The 23,285-nt window shown below is 60.2% G+C and carries 25 protein-coding genes and 1 tRNA gene; 6 read left to right on the top strand and 20 right to left on the bottom strand.

Features of this window, described 5'->3' with window-relative positions:
• Nucleotides 1-16: 16 nt before the first annotated feature.
• The 5 genes from IB256_RS00195 (at nt 17) to IB256_RS00175 (ending at nt 3,704) form a co-directional block, all read left to right on the top strand.
• Complete coding sequence (locus tag IB256_RS00195; RefSeq protein WP_015478849.1) at nt 17-958, top strand: ribose-phosphate pyrophosphokinase; 942 nt, start codon at nt 17-19, stop codon at nt 956-958.
• Nucleotides 959-1,070: 112 nt separating this feature from the next.
• On the top strand, nt 1,071-1,685 hold the full coding sequence (locus IB256_RS00190) for a 50S ribosomal protein L25/general stress protein Ctc (protein WP_081516403.1): 615 nt from the start codon (nt 1,071-1,073) through the stop codon (nt 1,683-1,685).
• A 38-nt stretch (nt 1,686-1,723) separates the two neighbouring features.
• On the top strand, nt 1,724-2,308 hold the full coding sequence (gene pth / locus IB256_RS00185) for an aminoacyl-tRNA hydrolase (protein ID WP_081516404.1): 585 nt from the start codon (nt 1,724-1,726) through the stop codon (nt 2,306-2,308).
• 40 nt (nt 2,309-2,348) lie between these two features.
• Nucleotides 2,349-3,449, top strand: a complete 1,101-nt coding sequence (ychF, locus tag IB256_RS00180; protein ID WP_192223855.1) for a redox-regulated ATPase YchF — start codon at nt 2,349-2,351, stop codon at nt 3,447-3,449.
• 178 nt (nt 3,450-3,627) lie between these two features.
• Nucleotides 3,628-3,704: transfer RNA gene (locus IB256_RS00175), tRNA-Met, on the top strand.
• Between the two features lie 605 nt (nt 3,705-4,309).
• Here IB256_RS00175 and IB256_RS00170 read toward each other — a convergent pair.
• From IB256_RS00170 to IB256_RS00110, 13 genes are all read right to left on the bottom strand, one after another.
• Nucleotides 4,310-4,615: a HigA family addiction module antitoxin gene (locus IB256_RS00170; RefSeq protein WP_192400967.1), complete on the bottom strand. Its 306-nt coding sequence runs from the start codon at nt 4,613-4,615 to the stop codon at nt 4,310-4,312.
• Between the two features lie 10 nt (nt 4,616-4,625).
• On the bottom strand, nt 4,626-4,904 hold the full coding sequence (locus IB256_RS00165) for a type II toxin-antitoxin system RelE/ParE family toxin (protein ID WP_192400966.1): 279 nt from the start codon (nt 4,902-4,904) through the stop codon (nt 4,626-4,628).
• A gap of 52 nt (nt 4,905-4,956) precedes the next feature.
• On the bottom strand, nt 4,957-5,949 hold the full coding sequence (locus tag IB256_RS00160; protein WP_192400965.1) for a tyrosine-type recombinase/integrase: 993 nt from the start codon (nt 5,947-5,949) through the stop codon (nt 4,957-4,959).
• A complete protein-coding gene (locus IB256_RS00155) occupies nt 5,946-7,238 on the bottom strand; it encodes a hypothetical protein (RefSeq protein WP_192400964.1) in 1,293 nt (430 codons plus the stop codon). The genes IB256_RS00160 and IB256_RS00155 overlap by 4 nt, the downstream gene beginning before the upstream one ends.
• Before the next feature lie 239 nt (nt 7,239-7,477).
• Complete coding sequence (locus IB256_RS00150; RefSeq protein WP_192400963.1) at nt 7,478-8,764, bottom strand: zonular occludens toxin domain-containing protein; 1,287 nt, start codon at nt 8,762-8,764, stop codon at nt 7,478-7,480.
• 3 nt (nt 8,765-8,767) lie between these two features.
• Nucleotides 8,768-9,124: a DUF2523 family protein gene (locus IB256_RS00145; protein WP_192400962.1), complete on the bottom strand. Its 357-nt coding sequence runs from the start codon at nt 9,122-9,124 to the stop codon at nt 8,768-8,770.
• A 3-nt stretch (nt 9,125-9,127) separates the two neighbouring features.
• On the bottom strand, nt 9,128-10,057 hold the full coding sequence (locus IB256_RS00140) for an attachment protein (RefSeq protein ID WP_192400961.1): 930 nt from the start codon (nt 10,055-10,057) through the stop codon (nt 9,128-9,130).
• A gap of 501 nt (nt 10,058-10,558) precedes the next feature.
• Complete coding sequence (locus tag IB256_RS00135) at nt 10,559-10,810, bottom strand: major capsid protein (RefSeq protein ID WP_192400960.1); 252 nt, start codon at nt 10,808-10,810, stop codon at nt 10,559-10,561.
• A 12-nt stretch (nt 10,811-10,822) separates the two neighbouring features.
• Entirely contained in the window at nt 10,823-11,071 is a 249-nt protein-coding gene (locus IB256_RS00130; protein WP_192400959.1) for a hypothetical protein, read from the bottom strand.
• The gene (locus tag IB256_RS00125; protein ID WP_192400958.1) at nt 11,072-11,227 is read right to left on the bottom strand and encodes a hypothetical protein; all 156 of its coding nucleotides are present in this window, start codon (nt 11,225-11,227) and stop codon (nt 11,072-11,074) included.
• A 21-nt stretch (nt 11,228-11,248) separates the two neighbouring features.
• Nucleotides 11,249-11,680 (bottom strand): DNA-binding protein, encoded by a 432-nt coding sequence (locus tag IB256_RS00120; protein WP_192400957.1) that lies wholly within the window; start codon nt 11,678-11,680, stop codon nt 11,249-11,251.
• A 440-nt stretch (nt 11,681-12,120) separates the two neighbouring features.
• Nucleotides 12,121-12,456, bottom strand: a complete 336-nt coding sequence (pflM, locus tag IB256_RS00115) for a lysogeny maintenance protein PflM (RefSeq protein WP_192400956.1) — start codon at nt 12,454-12,456, stop codon at nt 12,121-12,123.
• A gap of 214 nt (nt 12,457-12,670) precedes the next feature.
• Nucleotides 12,671-12,943, bottom strand: a complete 273-nt coding sequence (locus tag IB256_RS00110) for a hypothetical protein (protein ID WP_054909848.1) — start codon at nt 12,941-12,943, stop codon at nt 12,671-12,673.
• A gap of 634 nt (nt 12,944-13,577) precedes the next feature.
• On the opposite strand from IB256_RS00110, the gene IB256_RS00105 reads away from it, so the two are divergent.
• Nucleotides 13,578-13,910 (top strand): hypothetical protein, encoded by a 333-nt coding sequence (locus IB256_RS00105; RefSeq protein WP_192400955.1) that lies wholly within the window; start codon nt 13,578-13,580, stop codon nt 13,908-13,910.
• 46 nt (nt 13,911-13,956) lie between these two features.
• Here IB256_RS00105 and IB256_RS00100 read toward each other — a convergent pair whose 3' ends face one another.
• The 7 genes from IB256_RS00100 to IB256_RS00070 all read right to left on the bottom strand — a co-directional run bounded on the left by IB256_RS00100 (nt 13,957) and on the right by IB256_RS00070 (nt 23,175).
• Complete coding sequence (locus IB256_RS00100) at nt 13,957-16,188, bottom strand: hypothetical protein (RefSeq protein ID WP_192400954.1); 2,232 nt, start codon at nt 16,186-16,188, stop codon at nt 13,957-13,959.
• Between the two features lie 117 nt (nt 16,189-16,305).
• A complete protein-coding gene (locus tag IB256_RS00095; RefSeq protein WP_192400953.1) occupies nt 16,306-17,166 on the bottom strand; it encodes a restriction endonuclease in 861 nt (286 codons plus the stop codon).
• Nucleotides 17,167-18,081: 915 nt separating this feature from the next.
• Nucleotides 18,082-18,774 (bottom strand): SOS response-associated peptidase, encoded by a 693-nt coding sequence (locus tag IB256_RS00090; protein ID WP_192400952.1) that lies wholly within the window; start codon nt 18,772-18,774, stop codon nt 18,082-18,084.
• An 80-nt stretch (nt 18,775-18,854) separates the two neighbouring features.
• Complete coding sequence (locus IB256_RS00085) at nt 18,855-19,862, bottom strand: isocitrate/isopropylmalate dehydrogenase family protein (protein WP_192400951.1); 1,008 nt, start codon at nt 19,860-19,862, stop codon at nt 18,855-18,857.
• Entirely contained in the window at nt 19,859-20,503 is a 645-nt protein-coding gene (can, locus tag IB256_RS00080) for a carbonate dehydratase (protein WP_081516408.1), read from the bottom strand. Before can ends, IB256_RS00085 begins: the two co-directional genes overlap by 4 nt.
• A gap of 64 nt (nt 20,504-20,567) precedes the next feature.
• Nucleotides 20,568-21,812 (bottom strand): C69 family dipeptidase, encoded by a 1,245-nt coding sequence (locus tag IB256_RS00075; RefSeq protein ID WP_192400950.1) that lies wholly within the window; start codon nt 21,810-21,812, stop codon nt 20,568-20,570.
• Nucleotides 21,787-23,175, bottom strand: a complete 1,389-nt coding sequence (locus IB256_RS00070) for a flavin monoamine oxidase family protein (RefSeq protein WP_192292435.1) — start codon at nt 23,173-23,175, stop codon at nt 21,787-21,789. The genes IB256_RS00075 and IB256_RS00070 overlap by 26 nt, the downstream gene beginning before the upstream one ends.
• Nucleotides 23,176-23,285 lie beyond the last annotated feature (110 nt).

Here is a 23,285-nt window from a genome sequence, read left to right as displayed (position 1 = left end):
ACACAGGTACCGCAGCGTGTCCAAAATGATGGTTTTCACGGGGAACGCCAACCCCGATCTGGCACGCCGTGTCGTACGGCAGCTGCACATCCCCCTCGGTGACGTTTCTGTCGGTAAATTCTCCGACGGCGAGATCAGCGTTGAGATCAACGAGAACGTTCGTGGTAAGGACGTCTTCCTGATCCAACCGACCTGCGCACCGACCAACGACAACCTGATGGAACTGGTAGTGATGGCCGATGCCTTCCGCCGCTCCTCGGCGACTCGTATCACGGCAGTCATCCCCTACTTCGGTTACGCCCGCCAGGATCGCCGTCCGCGTTCCGCCCGCGTGGCCATCAGCGCCAAAGTCGTTGCCGACATGCTGACCGTCGTAGGCGTCAACCGCGTTCTCACCGTTGACCTGCACGCCGACCAGATCCAGGGCTTCTTCGATATCCCCGTCGACAACATCTACGGCTCGCCCGTACTGGTCGACGATATCGAAGACCAGCGCTTCGAGAACCTGATGATCGTCTCCCCGGACATCGGTGGTGTGGTGCGTGCTCGCGCCGTTGCCAAGTCCCTGGGCGTGGACCTCGCCATCATCGACAAGCGTCGTCCGAAGGCCAACCAGTCCGAAGTCATGCACATCATCGGTGATGTCGAAGGCCGGACCTGCGTACTGGTCGACGACATGGTCGATACCGCTGGCACCCTCGGCCACGCCGCCAAGGCTCTGAAAGAGCACGGCGCCGCCAAGGTCATCGCCTACTGCACCCACCCGGTGCTGTCCGGCCGCGCCATCGAGAACATCGAGAATTCCGTACTGGACGAGCTGGTGGTGACCAACACCATCCCGCTGTCCGCTGCTGCGCAAGCCTGTGGCCGCATCCGCCAGCTGGACATCGCTCCGGTTGTCGCTGAAGCCATGCGCCGCATCAGCAACGAAGAATCGATCAGCGCCATGTTCCGCTGAGGCGGGACAGAGCTGACGTAAAGCGCCCCGTCACGTCGATGGGGCATTAGCAAAATCGCCCGAACGCTGGTCGCAAGCGTCCGGGCGATCTTGTCATTTTGGAGATAGCGAAATGGTTGATTTTGTACTCAATGCTCAAGAGCGTTCCGACCTGGGGAAAGGTGCGAGCCGCCGCCTGCGTCGTAACGAAGGCCTGATCCCGGCTGTGGTTTACGGTGGCGAGAAAGCCCCGCAATCCCTGACCCTGGAACTGCGTGAAGTATCCAAGCTGCTGGAAAACGAGGCTGCCTTCAGCCACGTGATCACCCTGAACGTCGGTTCCGCCAAGGAAACCGTACTGATCAAGGCCCTGCAGCGTCACCCGTCCAAGGGTTTCGTCATGCACGCTGACTTCCAGCGCGTCGTTGCCGGCCAGAAACTGACCGCTCACGTTCCGCTGCACTTCATCAACGAAGCCACTGCTGTTGGCGTCAAGGTTGGTGGCGGCGAGATCTCCCACGTGATCGCCGAAGTCGAAGTTTCCTGCCTGCCGACCAACCTGCCGGAATTCATCGAAGTCGACCTGGCCAAAGTAGAACTGGGTCAGATCGTTCACCTGTCCGACCTGAAACTGCCGAAAGGCGTAGAGCTGGTGCAGCTGGCCCACGGTAACGACCTGGCCGTCGCCAACATCCACGCTTCCCGCGTAGTGAAAGAAGAAGGTGAAGGCGAAGCTGCTGCCGAGTAATCGCGCGCACCATTGCCTTTAAGGAAGGGGCCCCCGTCGTGACTGCCGTACAACTGATCGTTGGCCTGGGAAATCCAGGCCCCGAATACGACCAGACCCGGCATAACGCGGGGGCCCTTTTCGTTGAGCGACTGGCGGACGCGCAACGCGCGAACCTGTCGCTGGACAAGAAGTACTTCGGCCTGGTCGGCAAATTCAGCCACAAGGGCCGCGACGTTCGTCTGCTCATCCCCACCACCTACATGAACCGCAGCGGCCAGGCCGTGGCGGCGCTCGCCGGATTCTTCCGCATTCCGGTCGAAGCCATCCTGGTGGCCCACGACGAACTCGACATGCCTCCCGGCGTCGCCAAGCTCAAGAAGGGCGGCGGACACGGCGGGCACAACGGGCTGCGCGACATCATCGCCCAACTCGGCAACCAGAACGGTTTCCATCGCCTGCGGCTTGGCATCGGCCATCCGGGGCACAGCAGCCTGGTCTCCGGCTTCGTCCTCGGCCGCGCCCCGCGCTCCGAGCAGGAACTGCTCGACACCAGCATCGACTCCGCCCTCGGCGTGCTGCCGGAAATGCTCGACGGGGACTGGACCCGCGCGATGCAGAAGCTGCACAGCCAGAAGGCCTGATCACACCTCTTTTTCCGCCACGTGGCGCGAGGAACCTAGCATGGGATTCAACTGCGGCATCGTCGGCCTGCCCAACGTCGGCAAGTCCACCCTGTTCAACGCCCTGACCAAATCCGGTATCGCGGCGGAAAACTTCCCCTTCTGCACCATCGAGCCGAACAGCGGCATCGTACCGATGCCCGACGCCCGCCTCGATGCGCTGGCCGAGATCGTCAAGCCCGAGCGCGTGATCCCGACCACCATGGAATTCGTCGACATCGCCGGCCTGGTAGCGGGCGCCTCCAAGGGTGAAGGCCTGGGCAACAAGTTCCTCGCCAACATCCGCGAGACCGACGCCATCGCCCACGTCGTGCGCTGCTTCGAAGACGAGAACGTCATCCACGTCTCCAACAGTGTCGACCCCAAGCGCGACATCGAGATCATCGACCTCGAACTGATCTTCGCCGACCTCGACAGCTGCGAGAAGCAACTGCAGAAAGTCGCGCGCAACGCCAAGGGCGGTGACAAGGACGCCCTGGTGCAGAAAGCCCTGCTGGAAAAGCTCATCCCCCACTTCAGCGAAGGCAAACCCGCCCGCTCGCTGATGAAGAACATGGGCGATGACGAGAAGCGCCTCGTCCGCAGCTTCCACCTGCTCACCAGCAAGCCGGTCATGTACATCGCCAACGTCGCCGAAGACGGCTTCGAGAACAACCCGCACCTGGACGTCGTGCGCGCCATCGCCGAAGAAGAAGGCGCCATGGTCGTACCGGTGTGCAACAAGATCGAAGCCGAGATCGCCGAACTGGACGATGGCGAAGAGAAGGACATGTTCCTCGAATCCCTCGGCCTCGAAGAGCCCGGCCTGAACCGCGTGATCCGCGCCGGCTACGAGTTGCTGCACCTGCAGACCTACTTCACCGCCGGTGTGAAGGAAGTTCGCGCCTGGACCGTCCGCGTCGGTGCCACCGCTCCGCAGGCCGCCGCCGTGATCCACACCGACTTCGAGAAAGGCTTCATCCGCGCCGAAGTCGTTGCCTACGACGACTTCATCCAGTTCAAGGGCGAACAGGGTGCGAAAGAAGCCGGCAAATGGCGCCTGGAAGGCAAGGAATACATCGTCAAGGATGGCGACGTGATGCACTTCCGCTTCAACGTTTGAGCCCGCCCCAGACCTGAAAAAGCCCCGGCCACCTGCCGGGGCTTTTTCATTTGGGCGCCCTGCCACGCCGCTCATCGCGAAAATCCGGCGCCGCCGGCTAAATGATTGATAGATCAGAACAATATTCAAGAAAAGGGGTTGACACCCCCCCTCGATCTGCGGAAAATGCGCGCCACTCGGCTACATAGCTCAGTCGGTTAGAGCGCAGCATTCATAATGCTGATGTCCCAGGTTCAAGTCCCGGTGTAGCCACCATACAAAACAAAGGGTTAGCGAAAGCTAACCCTTTTTTGTTTTGGCCGGCAGACTACAAACCGACTACATCCCGTCTACCGCCTTCCAGACCTTGCTCAGCAGCAACAGTGTGCTAAAGTTTTCGATGATGGCTTACTGCCGTCAACACCGGGCACCCTGATAGCAATAATCGAATCTTGCATCCGAAAACTACTCCGAATCCAAGCCGACCTCATACCTGTAGCTGCTACTGACTGATACTGACGCGACCTTTTCTCGAAGCCCTTCTTATCTCTAGTACCGACGTCGCAACCCTCTTCGATACCCGCAGCCAAGCTCATACCGACTCGACTCCTCGAAAATCTCATCTCGAATCTCAACTCAAGCTATCCGCCAGTGCCCTCCCTGAAAACCCGGTATGAGGTCTGCACAATGAGGCAACTCATGGAGCGTGTGTGGAGGTTTGCTCAGGTGTCGGGAAAGTTTGCCGCAATCGTCATTGCTACAGCTTTCCTTAACGACTTGGGACATGCCATTTATCTGTGGCTGCTTGGCTAACGCCCCTTCCCCACACCCGATAGGCATAAAAAAGCCCCGCACGTGCGGGGCTTTCTAACCTGCAAGCTCTAGGCGTGAGCCAGTAGAGGCTCGATTTCGTGCTCAATTTGCTCGCCGTTCGCCGCATAAGCAGTGGCAAGAGAATATTCACTTTGAAGGTTCATCCAGAACTGCGCGGATGTATCGAAGTAACGACCCAAGCGAATAGCCATATCCGCAGAAATGCCCCTTTGCTCACGTACGATATCGTTTACCGTTGGCGCAGAGACATTCAATGCTCGCGCTAGAGCCGTTGGTGAAATATCCAGCTCCATCAAAAACTCATCACGCAAGATTTCCCCAGGATGGATGGGGCGCATACCATTGGTAGCCATGTCCACCTCCTCAGTGGTAATCAACTATTTCGACTTCTTCTGGACCTGCATCCGTCCAAACGAAACAGACACGCCACTGGTCATTGATCCTGATGCTATGTTGCCCAGCACGATTTCCCTGCAACGGTTCCAGCCTGTTTCCAGGTGGAGAGCGCAGGTCTCGGAGCTCGGTGGCAGCATGAAGCATTGCTAGCTTACGCGTAGCAACCGTGAGGATGGCTCCCCACCGCCTAGAAAGGCCCGACTCAAAAAGCTGACGAGTCTCATCGCATCGAAATGTCAGAATCATTCATTAACCCTTAACGTTAAGCGTTAACTTCACCAAAGCTTACCACAGGATTTCATCTGGTCAACTTGTAAGCAGCTTGAGCAATCGGTGACAACCGCATTGCGGACTCCAGATGCTCCGGCGACAGGTGCGCATACCGCATGGTCATCGTGATCGAGGAGTGCCCAAGGATCCGCTGAAGCGTGAGGATGTCCCCTCCTCCCATCATGTAATGGCTCGCAAAGGTGTGGCGAAGGATGTGGGTCAGTTGCCCCGGCGTCTGGAGTCCACAGCGCTCATAAGCACAACGGAAGGCGGCGCGGCAGGACATGAACAGGCGGCCGGTTCCCAGCATGCCCACCTTGAACATCAGTTGCTCCAGCTCGGCAGGGATTGGCACTGAGCGGCTCTGACGGTTCTTCGTCCGGTGGAAGTGGACCTTTCCCCCATGCACGGCCCCACGGGCGATGCTCTCGGCTTCTTCCCAACGGGCACCTGTAGCGAGGCACAGGAGAGCGACCGGGTACGTGTGGTTGTTCGTGCTGGCCTTGCACTCCTCGAGGAGCTGGGCGACCTGATCCAGGGTGAGGAAGGTCAATTCAACCTGATCTGTCTTGATCTGCCGGACGTTGGCCAGTGGATTTGCCTTGTGCCAGGAGCCGAGACGAATCAGCTCGGAGAAGATGGCCGACAGGTAGCGTTGTTCGTGGTTGACCGTCTCCGGCTTCACTTCGGTCAGACGGCGCTGCCGGTAGCGTGCCCACGCGAGCGAATCGAACTCGAAGGCCAGCGGATCACCAAGCCGCTGGGCCAGCGCCTCACAGCGCGCTAGGCGTTGGTTGCCATCCTTGAGAGTGCATCCGTGAAGGTCATACCAAACCCTCACCAGATCCGAGAGGCGATCATCCAGCGGCCGCCCCGTCTCACCCTTCACGGCAAAGAAGTCTTGCTCGTAGCGGATCGCAGCAGACTTGGTAAGGAATCCGTATTTCCTGACCCGGCGACCGGAGCGACCGTTCTCGTAGAAGTCAGCCGTCCACGTCTTACCTTCCTTGCGTGCCGTCATATCGCGTAGCCCCGCCTAATGTAGCGATCGTTGATCAATCCGATGACGTGCTTTTCGAGGTCGCGAGTGCTGTAGCCCTTGGCGGTGTAGTGGTCTTCGATCACATGCCAGAAGGGGAGCGTTCTCCCGACCTCAAGCGCTTTTTTTGGCGGGATGCGCTCCCGTGCGATCAGGCTGGCGAACTGGCCCAGGAACATCTCGCAGTTCTTGCCGGAGAAGCCCTGAGCGGTCTTGTAGTAGCGGCGGTACTCGGTGCGTTCGATGAGTGGATCGGCTTCCACCTGGACCTTGGTGTCGAGGCTGATCAGCGACCAGAAGGCGTCGAAGATCCCTTCCCGGGAAATCAGCTTGTAGTTGTCGCAGGCATACTGCCAGAGGCCTTGCAGGTGCGGGCAAAGGCCCTCGTAGGTGCGGCAGCCGATCACCTCGCCAGAGGTCATCGTGGAGCCTTCGGAGAACTGCTGGATGATGGAGTGGTGATAGCGGAACTCGATGCGCCACACGGTTTCCAGCGGGTTGAAGGCAGGTTCACCATCGCCGAAGGGATCGCCGTTCAGGGAAGCCCACACCGATTCCCAATAGTCGAGTTTGTCGGTCGCTCTCGCCTGCAGCGTTTTGTTGTAGAGGCACATTTGCAGGCCGTTTGCCGAGCCGAACATGAAGGTCTCACCACGCCCGTAGACCGAGGCATTGCCGTCGTACTCGATGCGGTCGATGCCGCTGATCTGGCGGACACGGCGGGAGCGGCAATGCATGCGGTCCACGAAGTCCACGGGTGGGGTCCAGCCCTGCACGTCCAAGGCGATGTGGACAGCGCACTGATTCACTTCGCAGGCCGAGAGAACGCCAGCGGCCAGGTCATCGAGTACGCCCTGCAGGATCTTCGGATCTGCACCATCCAGGGCGTGTGGCGACACTTCAATCTTGAGGTGCGGGCCGATGTTCTCCAGCTTCACGTTGTGGTTCTTGATCAGCAGGATCAGACCGAGGTCGGCGTTCTGCAGGCGGTACTGGTAGCCCGAGTCCCGACCGATACGGCCCTTGGCCCACTTGTAGCCGGCGAAGTTGACCAAATCCTCCGGCTCATCGAACAGCGCCATCACTTCCGGGCGGATCATGCCGTTGTACAGCTGCCGCACGGTATCGACGCCACAGCGCAGCAGGCGCACACCCGACAGGTCGGCAAATCTGCCGTTGCTCGGGTCCATGAAAATCCGTCCTTCGGACGACTCATAAAAATCCCCGGTCTCCTTGAGGATCAGGCGGAGGGGGTGAACTGCCTTTTTCATTCTTTCGTACCTTCAATGAGGTTTATTGAGGTGCTTACTCGTTAGCTATCCGACGTGTTACAGGGTCGTCGGCCGCGCCGCCGGCCTACCGCTAGTGCCTTACGCTCTCGGCCGGCGGCGCGGCTCGCCGACTCAAAACGGGAAGGCCGCCACCGGCTGCACGAGCTGCAACGCAGTGAAGAAGCCGAGCGCAAAGGCAAGTACGAGCAGCCCGAGGGCATTGATCAGTCCAGGCAGATTCATTGCTTTCTCCAGGGGCGTGAGGCGTATTCGCCGTCAGGCACCACGACCACTTGTTGTGCCGGCGTGGGGGAGTTGGCAGTGGGCGGTACTGCGACAGTGAGCGGGGCATTGGAAACTGCCGGCCTTGGTGGGGCACCCACACAAGTGACGGTCTGCTTCCAGCGCTCGTACATCAGCTCGGCGACACACGCGCCCTTGCTGCGGACGGCGTAGCCCGAGCCGACCAGCTCCCAGCTGGTCATGTGCAGCCGCCGACCATCCGCGTCGATGAAGGCGAACATGTACTGGTCGCCTTTCTTCTTGCTGTAGAGGTGGGCGGTGATGGTGATCGAGCGGCCGGCGAAGGGATGCGGGTTCAGCTCAGGAGGCGGATCAGCTGGCCGATCAGGAAGAGGCTGAGCAGGAACAGCCCCAGCCGCAGCAGGACGCGTCGCAGCAGCCACAGCAGCGGTTTGAGCAGGGACCGCAGCAGCGCCCGGAGCAGGTGCCACAGCAGGCTTGGCAACGGGCGCAGGAGCATTGCCGCCGACGACCTTGAGAGGCCCCATATAGCTGACAAAGCCAATAGTGCAGGCCAGCAGTGCCAGTAGAAAAACCAGCTTAGGGGACCGGAGCAGACTCTTGCCGGCCTTGGTGTCCTGGGTCTTGCCGGTGGCGGTGGACTGGTAGAGGGCGAAGGTCTGTTTCTTGATTCGTTTGTATTCGACGATGGTGCCGTCGGCGGGTGGTCGGTTGAGCTGGGCGTCATGCTGGGCCTCCTTGTAGCGGCCGGGAATGCCGATCACTGCGAGGTTTGAATGCTTGTAGGCCATCTCGCTGGTCATGCGGATGTCGTCGCGGATGTAGCTGATGTTCGGGGTGGTGAGGACGATGTCCCAGTTGAAGTGGCGGTGCCGGGTCCAGGCGTCGAGCCAGCCCATGGGGCGGTCTGCTTCGTGCGCCGCTTCGGGGCCGCCGGGGTAGTCGAACTTCTCCAGGTCCTTTTCGCGCCAGGACTTGGGGAACAGCAGCTGGGTCTCGTCGAAGATCAGGAACGCGCCCCGCGGCGCCCACTGGAACCAGCTGCGCATGCTGTCGAGGTCGGCCAGGGATTCGAGATCGAGGTTGATGATCTCGGCGGTGTTGGGCAGGTCGGGGAAGACTTCGTAGGCGCGCTCCAGGGTGAAGCCGCGTACGTTGGTGATGATGACGCGGCCTTCCTTGAGGGCGGGGACGGCGTCGTCCTGGATGGCGCCGGAGGTCTTGTACGAGCCGTTGGGGCCGTGGTGAATCTTGATGGACATGGGTCACCTGCCAATGAACGGCACGAAGCGCATGCAGAAGCGCGTGACGGCCGCGACGAAGATGATGTTGAGGGCCTGCGGCACGCCGAAGAACGACAGCGCAGACGCGATGGGCGCGGGCAAAGCGCCGTACATGGAGCGCACCAGGTTGCCCACGCCGAGGCCTTCGATCAGGTCGTTGGCGACGGTAAAGCTGACGTCGATCAGCAGGAGGAAGGTCTGTAGCGCGCCATACATTGCCGCCTTGGTGGCGACGACCAGGCCATCCTTGATGAAGTCGTAGATGCCCTGGGCGAAGAAGTTCCAGACCCACTGGAAGAAGCTGATGATCTGGTCGAGGAAGCCGGAGAGCCATTCCATGAATCACTCCTTGAGGACGATGAGCGCGGCGATGACGGCGGCCATCAGCAACAGCGCAAGTCGGAGGTTGATGAGCTGTTCGCCGTAGTCGGCGACACAGAAGCGGTAGGACTTGCCCCACACGCTGATGGAGTCGCACGGCAGTTGGCCGCCGCCGGCGGAGAGCTGAAGGTTGAAGGCGCTCTTCATCTGGTCGACGTTGGCCTTCACCTTGTCCTTGAGTTCTTTCTTGGCTTCGTCGAGGCGCTGGTCCCACTCTTCGTTGGCCTTATCCCAGCTGCCGGCGTCGGGGGCGTTCAGGCCGGATTCGGGGCCTTTGCCACCGCCGCAGACGTAGCCTTTGCTCGGATCGCATTCGCCCTCGCCGTCGTCTTCTCCGTCGCCATCGTCGCTGCTGTCGTCGTCGCCAGTGCCGGATCCGGAGCCGCTGCCAGAGCCATCGCCAGAGCCGCCGTCACCTTCCTCCCAACAGTCGCCATCGATGTCACATGGGTCGCCGGAATCGTCGTCTTCGCCTTCATCGGAGCCACCGCCTTCATCACCGTCGCCGGTGGGCTCAGCCACGCAGTCGGTGCCGGACCATGCCTGACCTGCCGGGCAGCCGGGGTCGTCGGGGTCTGTCGGCTGGGTTGGAGAGTCCGGCGGCGCCTCGGGATTGGGCGGCTCGCCGACGTCCGGGCCGGGGGCGTCTTCACCGCTGCAGCGCTCGCCGTCGCTGGCCATCTTGTAGTTGCAGAAGCCGGTGTCCGCAGAGCCGCTGAGCAGGTAGCAGGAGCTGGCCTTGCTGCTGGTGGAGATGTACTGGCAGCCGGCGCGGCATACAGCAGAGGGTGGTGAGCTGAGGACATAGACGCGGCCGGATACCGTGGATGCGGGGAAGTCGGAGCCTCGGGTGAGCAGTTCAAGGCCGGCGTCGCAGCGCGGAAGTTCCATGCACATCCCGGCACTGTTCTGTTCTTGGTCGGACGGGCAAATACAGCTGAAGGATTCCTCGTTCCAGACCTTGCCGATCGGGCAGGAATCACCCCGTAGGTAAAAGTTCTGGGTGCCGAGGAAACCATCATCTGATGTTCTCCTCTTCCTGCAGAAACCACTGACGTACTTTCCATCTCGCACAACCTTGAACTCGAAAACATACGCACCTGCGCTGGGCTGGCCACTCCAGCAGGCTTCTAATGGCGTTGCCCAGTGGTTCGAGTAGGACGTGTTTTCCCAGTAGTACTCCACCGCCCCCACCTGCCCCACAAACAGCAACACCACCGCCACTAACCATTGCCTCACCATGGAAATCTCCGGGCCGAAAAAAAGCCCCCAACGGCGCACCGTGGGGGCTTCCGCTGTTGTGTCAGCGCGTCAGAAGAATTCGCCGCAGCGGTACCCGGTGATGAAGGCGCCGGCGAAGAACGCCCCCAACCACACCGACCACAGCACCGGTTACGCCTTGCGCAACATGCTGTAGATCAGGCCTGCGCAAGCGAGGATGACCAGGGCGCCGACGATGTAGCCGCCGATGTTGGACATATCCTGCTTGCCGTCGCTGATGGCGCTCTCCACCGCCGAGGTGTCGATGACGCTGCCGGCCCAGGCCGGGACGGAAGTGGCAGCGGTCACGGCGCCGGCGATGCACAGGTTGCGGAAGGACGAAACGGCGTTGAACTTGGCGATGCGTTGTTTCATGGCGTTCATGGTGTTTCCTCTCTATCGGGCTTTACGGAGAAGTGACGCGACCCAGCCCGTCAGCAGGCCCGTCACGAAGGCTCCCAGGACGCCGGCAGCACCCACGCTGAAGGCTTCCAGGGAAAACCCGCCGTTGGCCAGGAGCTCTACAGCTCCAGCGGCCTCAGGCGGTATCAGGTAGGCCTGTTGCCATTCGAGCTGCTGGCAGCGCATCAGGCCGTCCGCGGTGGAAGCCCAGCTGGTGCAGACCTGTACGGCAACAACGCCCATTCACTCTTCCTCCACGTCGTTCAGCTCGGTCAGCTCCAGGCAGTCCGGGCAGGTGTGGCGGGCGGGCTCGGGCAGCAGGGCCGGGGCGACTACCGATTCGTTCCACAGGTGGCCGATGGCTTCGCCGCAGCGATCACAGAAGAGGTAGCCGTCCACGTTCATGCTCCCGTCCCCCGGTCAATTCTTCGGCTGGTCGCCGGGCTTCTCAGCGGCCGGCTTGTCGCTGGCGGGCTGCTGCTGAGTCGGGCGCTGGATGGGTTGCTGTACAGAGGGCTGGCGGACCGGCGCGGAGGCATCCTTGCCCGCGCTCAGTAGTTCGGTCAGGACCTGAGTGTTCTTGGTGTTGCCGAAGCGGTCTTTGGTCGGACGGACGACCGTCGCGAACTTGCACAGGACCGGGGAGCCGGTGAAGACGATTTCATCGAGCAGGGTCGGCTCAATGTCGTACTGGGTGATTTCGAAGCCACGGGCATTGCCGCGAGCGCCGTCGGGGATCGGGGAGATGGCCTGAACGCTGGCGTAGATCTCGCCAGAGGTCTTGGAGGTGAAGGTGTCGGTCTGAGTGACCCAGAGTTCAACGACACCGCCAGTGGTTGCGAACATGTTCATGTGAAGCTCCTTTGCCTTTTTCGGGCATGAGTTGGCCCGCTGCTGCAATTTGGGCGCGTGGTGGCCGTCATTCAGCGGGTGTGGTGGTGCCGTGGTTGTGTGTTGGGTGGGTGGCAGGGAGAGCGAAGATCAACGTCGTAAGGGCGCTGCCCTTACCATCCCGCTCTCGCCGCCGAGGGCTCAGGAGCGCGGGGTGGTGGAGCTACCCCACACTCCCGAGCTGAGGCTGTTCAGGGGGGAGCGCGGTCAAGGGTGCGCTTCGCCCGGCGCTCCGTTTGTCCGAACGGAAAAGCGCGTTCGGACAAGCCGGTGCGGCGGCCCCTGACCTGATTGGCCCAGGTGGGGATGGTGTGGCGAGCGTGGTAGCGGCCAACCACAGCGCCAACCGCCAGGAGGACGAGCCAGAAGATCAGGTGCGGGATCGGGTTAGAGACCATGGCTCAGCCCTCCAGCTCGAACGGCTCGCGCACGGGGACGAAGGGCGTCGGCCTGCCGCTGTCGTAGATAACGTGCCAGTACTTCGGGGGACGGAGCGCGGGCATGTGTTTCGCGCAGGTAAAACCCCGTTCCACCCGGTAGGTCGAATGGATCGAGCGCCACACTCCCGCGACCTTGGCCATCGTGGTAACGACCGTGAAGACTCGCGTAGGGCGGCACTCGGTGCAGGGTGTGGACTGGGAGGCTGCGGGTTTCGCCAATTCGCGACGGGACCAGCAGACAGAGCAGTCGCAGTCCGAAGCGTGCGGCTTGCCCCGGTACGCACGGAGTAGATTCATGGCTCATGCCCTCACCCCGCGCACTCGGTATCCCTGCAGGGCGCGTTCACGGGTCAGGCTCCAGGAGCGAGGGGCCTCGGCATCGGAGGGGAAGCAGGAGACGGCTTCATCAATCCACTGCTGGCATGCCACGCGGGAAGCACCTTGATTTACGCGGTGCCAGCGGCGCTGGCGGGTCGGGCCATGGAGGGTGCACATCTCAACCAGATAGCGGTTACTCATCGTCGTAATCCCCCTGGCAGAAGATCGACTTGCCCTTGTCGAGGTCGCGGCGAATTTTGTGGAGGTTGATGACGCGGCGGCGACCAATCTTGGCGGTCGGCACGGTCTTGGTTTCGACCCAGCCGCGCACCACGTCTTCCGTGATGTCTTCAAGGCCCAGCATCTGAGCGAATACCGCCTGAGAGCAAAACGGCGCAGTTCGGAAGTCCGTAACCTTTTCAACTGCACCAGTGACGGTGAACCCCACTATTCCAGAATCTTCCATACGAACTCCCTATAATCGGGTCGGACGTTCCCAGCGGTTAGCTGGAGTAAAATTTACGCATGAGTAAAGGCTACCCCCGCAAATTGCGTGCGTAAAGGTTACTCGCCGTGAGAAAAGTCGATGGATTCTGTACGAAATAGAGCGCTTCAACTGATCCGAACGCTTGGTCCTAAGCACCTTAGTGAGCTTGGCGGGAAGAACTACGATCGCTGGAGAAATATCAGTAGCGGGAAGATCAGGATTAGTACTGAGGAAGTCGGCATCTTGGCGGACGCATATCCTCATTACGCGCTTTGGCTGATATCGGGGCGGACAGAGCCCGAGAATGGGCACCGAAGCCCGGAATACGATGAAGCTGATCGAAACTTGGCCGGACACGACGCGGGATAGCGATTACTCAGACGGTAGCTAGGCGCTGGTACGCCCGAGAGAAATCCGCCAGGAAGGAATGAAGCAGAACCACAGGCCAAGCCTGCTACAGCTAGTAAGACGGTGAAGCGCATGACCAGGGATTAGGTGCCGCCCTCCGCATTTCAGTCTTTTCCGATTGACGCTGGATACCGCGAGCATATGGTCTGGCTAAGCCCCTATTTGCCGGGCTCAATCAACTCTCCGCAACAAGGACGTGAATCAGATGAAAACCATACTGACCAGCCTTGCCCTCCTGAGCTGCACCACCCTTGCATCCGCCGAAGAGAAAACCGCCCTAGCCGAAGCTGCCGAGGCGATGAAACCCATCATCGAAATCCCTGCGGACTACCTTCAGAAAAGCATCATGCAAAGTCTTGCCGGTGGGAAAGGACCAATGGCAGAAGGGGCGCGGAACAACCTCAAAATGCAGGCTCAGCGTGAAAGGGAGGCCAACAGAGATGTACGGAGGTCCGTGAAGGACTGTATAAAACCTGATAACGTCATCGATGACGACGTGAAAGAATGTACGGAAGGACTTCGTGAAAAAACTTGGTGAAAGCAAAAGATAGGGCTTTGAGAACTCAAAGCCCCTGGCTTAACAACTAATTCCTTTCAATCCCACCCCAGCTTTTTAGCCCGAAATCTGGGCTACCTTCAGGCGGCGCAATACGCCGAATCTCCAAATACTTCCTCATATGCTTTTCGGCATATTTACGAATTGGTCTCAGCAAAACATCGGGAACAAACCAGAAAGCAAAAATAGATAACGAAGCAGTAAGTATTGAGGCAATGGCTTGGGACTCAAAATTATGAAATGCCCCTAGCAAAACCAAGGAAGAAAATAGCGCAATCGCTTCAAGACGGAGCCGCCGATATATCCTCCCACCCAACACGATAGACTCTTTAATTAAAGCTATTCTTTGCCTTTCTCCCTCTTTGCTAATTTCATCAAGAGACTCCTGCACAATTTTAGCTTTTTCTTTTGCCTCTGTGAGTTCTAGCTCTCTTTTCCTTCGTTCAAGCTCTGCCTCCGAATCTTTACGCGCTTGTTCCAATGCACGAGATCGCTCTTGTTCTGTGCGCGAGCGTTCAGCTTCAGCCTGCACTTCAGCCTTCCGTCTAGACTCTTCCTCATAAGCAGCCTGCTGAGACTTAAGACGCTCGTCAGCTAATTCTCTCTCCTTTCTTGCTGCATACTCACCTGCAGCTGTTTTTACCATATCGACAATCATAGGGAGCCGCTCTGGAGTTACATCCTCCGGATCTCCCTTGGTTGCCCGCATTAGTGCTGATGCGCCTTCGCGATCTTCTAATAGTGCAGCAATATCATCAGCCTGAGCCTTTCCACTGAGCTCAAGAACCAGATTTATCGCCGCCGCTTTCACATCCGCTCGCGGACGAATAGCTGAAGAACAATGCGCAAGTAATCTTGCCACTGGGAAATCTTTACTTTCTCCGCCACTACGCAACCATACGTACCCAGCAAACTGCTTATCCGACATTGACACTGGCGCCCATTGCTCAATAATGCTTTGGGAGTGTCGCGCCATTCCTTGAAGTAAGGTGCACCAAGAATCATTAGCAATTTTTACAAGGGCAGTATTTCTCGTAACAAAAATAGACTTAGAGTCGCAAATTTTCCTGCAGGGTGTGACAGTGTCTCGAAAACAAAGCATTGACCATACAGATTTTCTGTCGTGCTTCTTGGCGTCTTCATTCCGCCATCCCTGCATTCGCCTTTCCATACTAGTTTCGATAGAACCTACAACTCCAGGATAACGCGTTATAAATTTATCATTAGGGTCCCGCTCAACCGCAATTCCCAAACGCCCTTCCACGCGCGCCGCGACATTGTTTACTAATGCAGAAAGCAAATCTGGCTTGACAGATGCGCCGTACTTTATGGAGTTCAAGTGAACGCCTGAGCGAAGGGAGGCCAATTGGGCTATTACAGCCGACTCCGCTTCTTCGATGCAGTGATCCAGAGTACAAGCCACAGCTCCACTCGACTTTATCACCGCCAGCAACTCTGTCCCATATTCCGAATACTCAGAGTTAACCCCAAGCATATCCAAGACCAACGGCGTATCCAGATAAACCTTTAACCCTTCAAGCCTAGGTGAATCCTCTGATGGCTCACGAAAACATGCAATAGCCTCCGACGCCATACTAGCAAAGGCAATATCAGAGACAATTTCAAAAGAAATTTGATCCGTGTCTCTCAAATCAACAATATATTGTGCAACCAGATAATCTAAATCGTATTCCAGATGTTCCTCTTTACTTAGCCCGTCAACCTCTTTTTTTAGGACCAATGTTTTAGAGGTCTTCTTTTCCGAGACACTCCCTTCTTTACGACCAATAATTCGCATCGATGAGACGTTTAGCAGTCGTTTTCTGAATGCTTCATGCAAGTCCGCATCTGAAGGCTCTAGTATATCTCCTGTCACCCTACAGAATTTAACAAAACTATCGAGTACAGATTGAATCTGCTCTTCAGTAACCGAACTAGTTTGATCTTCAGACTCAGAAGCCAAATCAACACATTTATATACAACCTTAGGATATCTATTAACGACAATCAGAACACCAGCTTGCTCCAGGTGTTCTGACAAACCAAGCACAGCCAAACGAGGCACATCGAGATCATAGATCTCTTTGAGAGATGCAGATATTTTTCCTGCATCAAATAACTGTCCCGCATACGGCCGGACAGCTTCTGCAAAGAAGGGAACGAGCGCATTGGGCATGTTTGTGCCAGCAGATCTTAACCGCTCAGCCATAGTGCAGTAAGCAATTAACGCTCTTTTCGGCCTTTCAGAGAAATCGCTCATAAACACCTCAAACCGCATAGACACCGTCACCAAAATTTATAATTATTAAACTCACAAGCACAGCTGACCGCCTGTATCGAAAATACCAAAATCTTCAGCAGAAAAGTGAAGACCAGCTCATTGAATCCCCCTTACACCTCGACATGCAGGAAATCTTCGGCACCCCCAAAACTCAGCCCCGGCATTTGAACCACGCCTCGCTTTCCTCATCAACATAATCTCATTACATACGGGACAATGCGGAGCCACCGGCAACGCTCCTGCTACTGAAACGTTTACGTCGCCCGATACAGTCTTCGGAGTAGACTCAGTGCTATTGGCGATCCATCGTTTGAGCAAAGCCCGGTCAACCAATTGGATATTTCGCCCTTCCGCAAACGCCTTAGCTTCTGGAGTAAATTGGCCGGAAGTTACAACGAAGCCTCCCGCAGCCCCTTCCGCAGCCATAACACCAAAAAACTCGCGGATCACCGTGACGCCAACATTAATGGCTTTCCACTGCTTGCACTGAACCAAGTACTTGTCCGTTCCCAAGTGCAGCACAAGGTCAATACCACCATCCGGCCCGTTGCCACCTTTTTCGACCACGGTGAAGCCTTTACGGCGGAAGGTCTCACCCACCAGCAGCTCGAACTCGCGCCAGCTGATGCCTTCAATGGTTTGCCCCGACTCGCGCGCGTTCGCCACGTTCGTGCGCAGTCGCTTACGTTCAGCCCTAGCAAGCACGGAGCCGATGGCGCCGATTACGAATACCAAAGGCAGCACGATCTGACCGAAAAAGGCGAAAGTACGGAATATCTGGCCAGCCATGAACGGCCCAACCTGATGCGCGTCCTTCAGGGTATCCGGCGACTTATCTGCAATAGGGTGAAGAATGAGCCAACTGCCCAGAGCAATGAGCAGGCTTACCCACCAGGGCAAGCGGCTAGCGATCTCTATGAGGTCCTCGATAAGCGAGGTTCTGCGGCGACGAGCCATCCCAGTCTCCTAAACACGCATCCATTCATGGCCAGAGGCCATACACGGAAGCTAGCGCGAGGCGCTAGTACCCGTAAAGAGTCTAGGGTGACTACAAAAGGCGTATTGTCAGAAACAGCCGGTTGAAATGAGGTTTCGTCGCCTTTGGAAGGCCCGACTTATAGGCTTCCGGGGTAGCGCGGGGTAGCGACTCTCATGCGATTCATAAGACTCTGCTGAAGAGTTCAACTCTTCGGCAGGAATGCTAACGGCCGAGGCGGAGTTGAGCCCTTGGGCGTCACTTCAACAAGACAATGGGCTCACTCCAAGAAAGCACGCTAACGCAGGCGTTCTGGCCACTTACAAAATACTCTCGGACTTGCTTCGTCCATTTGCCTACGAACCCGACTCTTGCGCACTCCTGTTCCCACCAACCGCCAGCGGTCACCTCGATGACCAGGCCGGGAACGTGCCCCCAGAACTCTCCAAGGTCGCCTTCATCTAGAACGCGGAAACCTTCGACTCCAGGGAAGGTGATTTGCCAGCGAGCTTCGCCCTCGAGGTCTTGTACCTCCACCTGCAGTGAGTCCAAGTCGTAATTCACTCCCACGACCTCAGCCAATCTGCAGGTCAAAGGGGTTACCGCCACAGCGGTGATATGAGGTCGATCCGTCGTGGTCACGTTAGCCTTCCTTGGGTGCTCGAATTCGAGGTGACTACATCATAGCGCCAGCGTGAAGTAGTGAGTTTGAACCAGCTAACAGCCCCTCTGAAAGCCCCGAAACATGGGCCTCTGAGGGTGAACGATAGCCACTTCATGCGATTCATAATGCTGATGTCCCAGGTTCAAGTCCCGGTGTAGCCACCATCTCTCGAAAGGGGTTTAGCGAAAGCTGAACCCCTTTTCTTTTGCCTGCGAAAAAACCGCTCTCTCGTCTACTCGGCCTCCTCGATCAACGCCGCCGAGTCATTCCTCGCGTGGTTCACCCGCAATGTCACCCGATACCCCGCAAAGTCATCCCGCGCATGGTGAATCAAATCGTCCAGCGCTTCGCTGCGCGTAGCAGCGGATAACCACTCCTCGAAGTTCTCCGGCGCCAGCACAACCGGCATGCGGTGATGGATGCGTTCGATGCTGGGCACGGCGGATCGGGTCAGCAAGGCGCAGGAGAGGATGGGCCCGCCATTAGGGTTTATCCACAGGGACCAGAGACCGGCGATAGCGATGATGGGGTCGGTTGGGCTGTGAATGAAGTACGGCTGGTGGACCTCGCGACCGGCGGGGTTACGAACAGATTCCGTCTCGTTCCACTCGTACCAGCCCAGCGCGGGCATGAGGCAGCGGGTGCTGCGCAGGGCTTGGCGCCAGAGGGGCTTGCCGGCAGCGTCTTCGCTGCGGGCGTTGAAGGAGTAGCGCGGCGGGGTGGGCTGTTTCCACCAGGTGGGAATCAGGCCCCAGCGGGCGGGCAACAGTTCGAGCTGGCCGTTTTCGTCGTGGCGCAGGATGGGCACGGTCATGGTCGGGGCGACGTTGTAGCAGGCCTGCAGCCAGCGCGGTGGCGTGCGCGCGCCGATGTGCCAGTAGCGTTCGATGGCTGCCTCTTCGGGGCTGACGTAGCGTCCGCACATGCCGGTGACCTTGGGGAAAGGATTACTTTCACCTTGGGTGTCGAATGGCGGGCTGTCCAGACAGGGCGACGGGCGTCCGTCTAGCCCAGGCGCTCCAGCACGCCCTTTCCAATCACCCGCGTCGTCTCGCCCCCGAAGTCCACACTGCCCTCCTCCCGCAGGAATGCGTCCACCGCTCCATCGAGCCGGTCGGCCAGCGCCGACATTTGCCAGTAATGCCGCAGCAGCATGCCGGCGCTGAGGATGGCGGCCAGCGGGTTGGCGCGGCCGGAGCCGGCGATGTCGGGGGCGCTGCCGTGGACGGGTTCGGCCAGGCCGATGCCGGTGCCGGTGCCGAGGTTGAGCGAGGGCGCCAGGCCCAGGCCGCCGCCCCAGTGGCTGGCGAGGTCGGAGAGGATGTCGCCGAAGAGGTTGGTGGTGACGATCAGGTCAAAGGCTTCCGGGCGCTCGACCAGTTGCAGGGCGGCGACGTCGACCAGGCGCTCGTCGAGCACGTCGCTCCAGCCGTCTTCGGCGAGCAGGTCGCGGCAGGTGTCGCGGAACAGGCCGCAGGTCAGCGGCAGGACGTTGGCCTTGTGCACCAGGGTGATTCGCCGGGCACGTCGCAGGCGGGCAAATTCGGCAGCGCCAGCGGCGAGGCGCTCGCAGGCGGCGCGGCTGATGACTCGCTCAGCGATGGCGACGCCTTCGGCTTCCCAATGCTCGCGCCCGCTGTAGAGGCCTTCGCTGTTTTCCCGCAGAACCAGCAGGTCGATGCCTGCGCGCGGTGAGACGACCGGGCGAGAACGCACCGGGCGCAAATTGAGGTTCAGCGCCAGCGTCTGGCGCAAACTGAGGATGGCGCTGCGGTAGCCCTCGACCTTGTGACTGGGCGAGGAAACCGCGCCGAACAGCCCGGCGCCGCAGGCTCGAAGGCGTTCGTAGGTGGCGTCAGGAACGGAGGTGCCGTGGCGCTGGAAGCAGTCCCAGCCGGCTTCGGCTTCTTCTACCTGCAGGTCGGGTAGCAGGCGCTGCAGCACCTCCACGGCGACGGGTACGACCTCGCGACCGATGCCGTCACCGGGGATGACGCAGAGGCGTCGGCTCAAGACTGGCCGAGCGGGCGCAGACGGTATTGCGGCGGCAACTGGTCGAGGCCGCTGACGGTGACGTTGAGGTCCTTCCAGATGCCGTCCTTGATGCCGTAGATGCAGCCGTGCACGGAGATTTTCTGGCCGCGGTGCCAGGCGTTCTGGACGATGCTGGTGTGGCTGACGTTGGCGACCTGCTGGATGACGTTGAGCTCGCAGAGGCGGTCGACGCGCTCTTCTTCCTTCTCGAACTGGGCGAGGTGGTCGCGGTATTCGTAGGCGAGGTCGCGGATGGTGCGCAGCCAGCCGTCGATCAGGCCGAGCTGGCTGTGGTGCAGCGCGGCGCGCACGCCACCGCAGCCATAGTGGCCGGTGACCAGGATGTGCTTGACCTTGAGTACGTCGACGGCGAACTGGATGACCGACAGGCAGTTGAGGTCGGTGTGCAGCACGACGTTGGCGACGTTGCGGTGGACGAACAGGTCGCCGGGCAGCAGGCCGACGATCTGGTTGGACGGTACGCGTGCATCGGAGCAGCCGATCCACAGGTATTCGGGGGTCTGCTGGCGGGCCAGTTTGGCGAAGAAGTCGGGGTCTTCCTGCTTGATGGCTTCGGCCCAGCGGGCGTTGTTGTCGAACAGTTCCTGCAGATCGCTCATGTCCGGCTCCTCATCATTTGGCTGGCGGCACCTTACGCAGCACAGGCGTGGCTGACAAGCCGCATCAGCGCACAGCGTTCATCCGCCACCAGCGCGACGGGCGAGGCGCCTGCTGCAGCGCCAACTGGTGCCAGGCGTCGTGCCAGGCCTGGCCTTCGGCGGCGAGGCGCGGCCAATCCAGCGTGCGCCGATCCAGTGCGCCGAGCAACTCGGTTTCCAGCCAGCCGTGACCGGCGCGCAGGGCGTCGGCGAAGCCGGGGTCGGTCAGGGCGCGCTGGTGCACGGTTTCGAAGCGCCACCAGAGTGAATCTTCAACGGCGTCGGTCTCGCGGCTAAGCAGCCCTTCCCCGGCACGCTCGTCGAAGCCCAGCGGCTGGAACATCGACAGGCAGGGTGCAGAGGTCGCGGTCGCGGCCAGACGCGGAGAGTCGCCGTCGAGCCGGGCGATGAGGCTGGCGGTAGTCTGCGAGGGGCGCCAGAAGCTGCCGGCGTGCAGGCAGATCTGCCGGTTGTCGTGCAGATTGAAGCGGTGCCCGCGATGGCCATGGCTGCGCAGGGCGACCACCAGCGCCAGCCAGTCGACCTGGACCGGGCAGTGGGCGAGGAAGTCTTCGTTGAGCTGGCGGCGCTGGTGGGCGCCAGCCACCCAGGGCAGTACGCGGCCATCGAAGGCACGGGCAAAATGGAAGTCGCCGCGGCCGTTCCAGCAGCCGAAGCGGCGCGCCTGGGTTTCCAGGTTGGGGCTGGCGAGGTCGTATTCGTGGCCAAGGCTCAGGGCGTTGGAGATGGCCCAGCGCTCGACCTTCTTCGCCGCCCACAGACGCCCGGCGGTTTCCAGCACCCAGGCCTCGTCACGGTCGGCAATCAGGTAGCTGTTGTCGTAGCGCATGCGCTTGTTGCGATAGCCGGCCGGGCCGCCCTGGCCGTGGCGTTCCAGCAGTTCGGTGATCACTGCCAGGGCCTCGCGGGCGCTGCCGCCGCGCTCCAGGCCCAGACGCAGCAAGTCCATGCCGAGCAGGGCCTCACCGTCGCGCTGGGTCAATCGGGTGAACACGGCTTCGTTGCCGATGGCCACGCCCTTGTCATTGACGCCCATTTCGGCGCCCCACAGCCACGCAGGCTGGCTGAGGATAACACCGTGGCGGTTGGCGGTCTGGGGGATCTGCAGGTAGCTGGTGCGCACCGTGGCCGCGCTGTCGCCGCTGACAGCGGGCAGGCGGATCAGGCGTTGCGCTTCGGCGGGTTCACGGTCGCTGTTCTTGGCGAACCAGGTGGCCCCGCCGCTACGCAATACCAAGGTGTCGCACATAATCTTCCTCCCCGTGATCTTCCCGCGCGCCGAGCACTTCCCGCGCGGCGCGCTCCCCGGCCTCCACGGCCCCATCGAAATAACCCATCCAGCGGGTCGCCGTTTCCGTACCGGCGAAGTGCAGACGTCCGTAGGGTTCGCGCAGGCGCGCCGCGCCGCTGCTCCACAGCCCCGGCGGGAACAGGGCGGCATAGCAGCCGCGGGCGAAGGGCTCCTCGGCCCAGGATTTGTCCACGTAATCCACCGGCTGCAGCGCCTGCTCGCCGAAGTAGCGGGCGAAGCAGTCCAGCACCTGGCCACGGCGGTCACCGGCGGGCCGGGCGTTCCATTGCCGCGCCTCGTCGCCTTCGATGAAGCCCAGCAGCACGCCGCGTCCGGAATCGGGGACGCTGTTGTCGAAGGTCAGGCGCACCGGGCCGGTTTCGCTGGTGGCCTGACCGGAGAGGCCCTTGTCGCGCCAGAAAGGCTTGTCATAGAGCGCCATGCATTTGATCACCGCGCCTTGCGGCAGCCGTTGCAGGAGCTGGTCGCGCCAGCTGGGCAACAGCGGTTCCTGGGTGATGCGCAGCAGTTGCGTTGGTGGGATGGCGAAGATGACATGGCTGGCCTGGTGCGTGCCGCGGTCGGTCACCAGTTCGACGCGGCTGCCGTCCTGGCGCACGGCGCGCACGGGTTCGCCGGTTTGGACGTCGCCGATGCGCTCGGCCAGGGTTTCGCTGATCCGCTGGGAGCCGCCGACGATGCGGTCCTGCTGGGCGCCGCCTTCGACGCCGAGCACGGTGTCGAGGTTGGTGCCGCCGTGGATATAAAAGAGGACATGGAGAAACGAGAGGTCATGGGGGCTGGCGGCGAACACGGCGCCGCACATCAGCTCGAAGACCTTGCGCCCGGTGGAGGTGCGCACGTTGCGCCGCAGCCACTCGGCGAAGGTGAGGCTGTCCCACTGAGGCGCCTTGGGATGCAGGCTGGGGTCGCCCAGCGGAATTTCCCGCGCCATGCGGTCCAGGCGGACATGGGCCTGAAGGACATCGAGCAGAACGTGGGGAGGAAACTTCGGGATGGTGCCGCGATACGGCCTGAGTCGGCCGCCGAAAAGAGTGAGGTTGTCGCCCTGGCTCCATTGCGGAAAGGTCGAGAGGCCGAGTTCGGCCAACAGGGAAAGGATACGCTCCTGGGTCGGGCCGACCCACTGCCCGCCCACTTCGACCACTTCGCCGCTGGCGAAGCGATGGTTGAGGGTGCGCCCACCGACGCGCTTGTTGGCCTCGATCACTTTCACCCGCCGCCCGGCTTGCGCCAGACGCCAGGCCGCGGTCAGCCCCGAAATACCGGCGCCCACCACGATCACATCACTGCGATTCATGTTTGCGACCTTATGTTCTTGTTGTTATTGGTCTTAAGGGTAAGCCAGGAATCGCCCTCGGAAAAACCCGATCGGCAGGAAATTTCTCAATAATTGCGGGGGAATCGAGG

This window comes from Pseudomonas sp. PDM17 (assembly GCF_014851985.1).
GTDB lineage: Bacteria > Pseudomonadota > Gammaproteobacteria > Pseudomonadales > Pseudomonadaceae > Pseudomonas.
The sequence above is the reverse complement of the archived record's forward strand: the minus strand, read 5'-3'. Positions and strand labels throughout refer to the sequence as shown.

Bases quoted from the DNA above. Each gene is read 5' to 3' on its own strand.
- IB256_RS00110 (WP_054909848.1), bottom strand. From the start codon at position 12,943: ATGGAAGATTCTGGAATAGTGGGGTTCACCGTCACTGGTGCAGTTGAA.
- IB256_RS00070 (WP_192292435.1), bottom strand. From the start codon at position 23,175: ATGAATCGCAGTGATGTGATCGTGGTGGGCGCCGGTATTTCGGGGCTG.
- IB256_RS00155 (WP_192400964.1), bottom strand. From the start codon at position 7,238: ATGAAAAAGGCAGTTCACCCCCTCCGCCTGATCCTCAAGGAGACCGGG.
- IB256_RS00095 (WP_192400953.1), bottom strand. From the start codon at position 17,166: ATGGCTCGTCGCCGCAGAACCTCGCTTATCGAGGACCTCATAGAGATC.
- IB256_RS00140 (WP_192400961.1), bottom strand. From the start codon at position 10,057: ATGGAACTTCCGCGCTGCGACGCCGGCCTTGAACTGCTCACCCGAGGC.
- IB256_RS00130 (WP_192400959.1), bottom strand. From the start codon at position 11,071: ATGGGCGTTGTTGCCGTACAGGTCTGCACCAGCTGGGCTTCCACCGCG.
- IB256_RS00170 (WP_192400967.1), bottom strand. From the start codon at position 4,615: ATGGCTACCAATGGTATGCGCCCCATCCATCCTGGGGAAATCTTGCGT.
- ychF (WP_192223855.1), top strand. From the start codon at position 2,349: ATGGGATTCAACTGCGGCATCGTCGGCCTGCCCAACGTCGGCAAGTCC.
- pflM (WP_192400956.1), bottom strand. From the start codon at position 12,456: ATGAATCTACTCCGTGCGTACCGGGGCAAGCCGCACGCTTCGGACTGC.
- IB256_RS00160 (WP_192400965.1), bottom strand. From the start codon at position 5,949: ATGACGGCACGCAAGGAAGGTAAGACGTGGACGGCTGACTTCTACGAG.
- IB256_RS00105 (WP_192400955.1), top strand. From the start codon at position 13,578: ATGAAAACCATACTGACCAGCCTTGCCCTCCTGAGCTGCACCACCCTT.
- IB256_RS00150 (WP_192400963.1), bottom strand. From the start codon at position 8,764: ATGTCCATCAAGATTCACCACGGCCCCAACGGCTCGTACAAGACCTCC.
- can (WP_081516408.1), bottom strand. From the start codon at position 20,503: ATGAGCGATCTGCAGGAACTGTTCGACAACAACGCCCGCTGGGCCGAA.
- IB256_RS00100 (WP_192400954.1), bottom strand. From the start codon at position 16,188: ATGAGCGATTTCTCTGAAAGGCCGAAAAGAGCGTTAATTGCTTACTGC.
- IB256_RS00145 (WP_192400962.1), bottom strand. From the start codon at position 9,124: ATGGAATGGCTCTCCGGCTTCCTCGACCAGATCATCAGCTTCTTCCAG.
- IB256_RS00190 (WP_081516403.1), top strand. From the start codon at position 1,071: ATGGTTGATTTTGTACTCAATGCTCAAGAGCGTTCCGACCTGGGGAAA.
- IB256_RS00165 (WP_192400966.1), bottom strand. From the start codon at position 4,904: ATGATTCTGACATTTCGATGCGATGAGACTCGTCAGCTTTTTGAGTCG.
- IB256_RS00090 (WP_192400952.1), bottom strand. From the start codon at position 18,774: ATGTGCGGACGCTACGTCAGCCCCGAAGAGGCAGCCATCGAACGCTAC.
- IB256_RS00075 (WP_192400950.1), bottom strand. From the start codon at position 21,812: ATGTGCGACACCTTGGTATTGCGTAGCGGCGGGGCCACCTGGTTCGCC.
- IB256_RS00135 (WP_192400960.1), bottom strand. From the start codon at position 10,810: ATGAACGCCATGAAACAACGCATCGCCAAGTTCAACGCCGTTTCGTCC.
- IB256_RS00120 (WP_192400957.1), bottom strand. From the start codon at position 11,680: ATGAACATGTTCGCAACCACTGGCGGTGTCGTTGAACTCTGGGTCACT.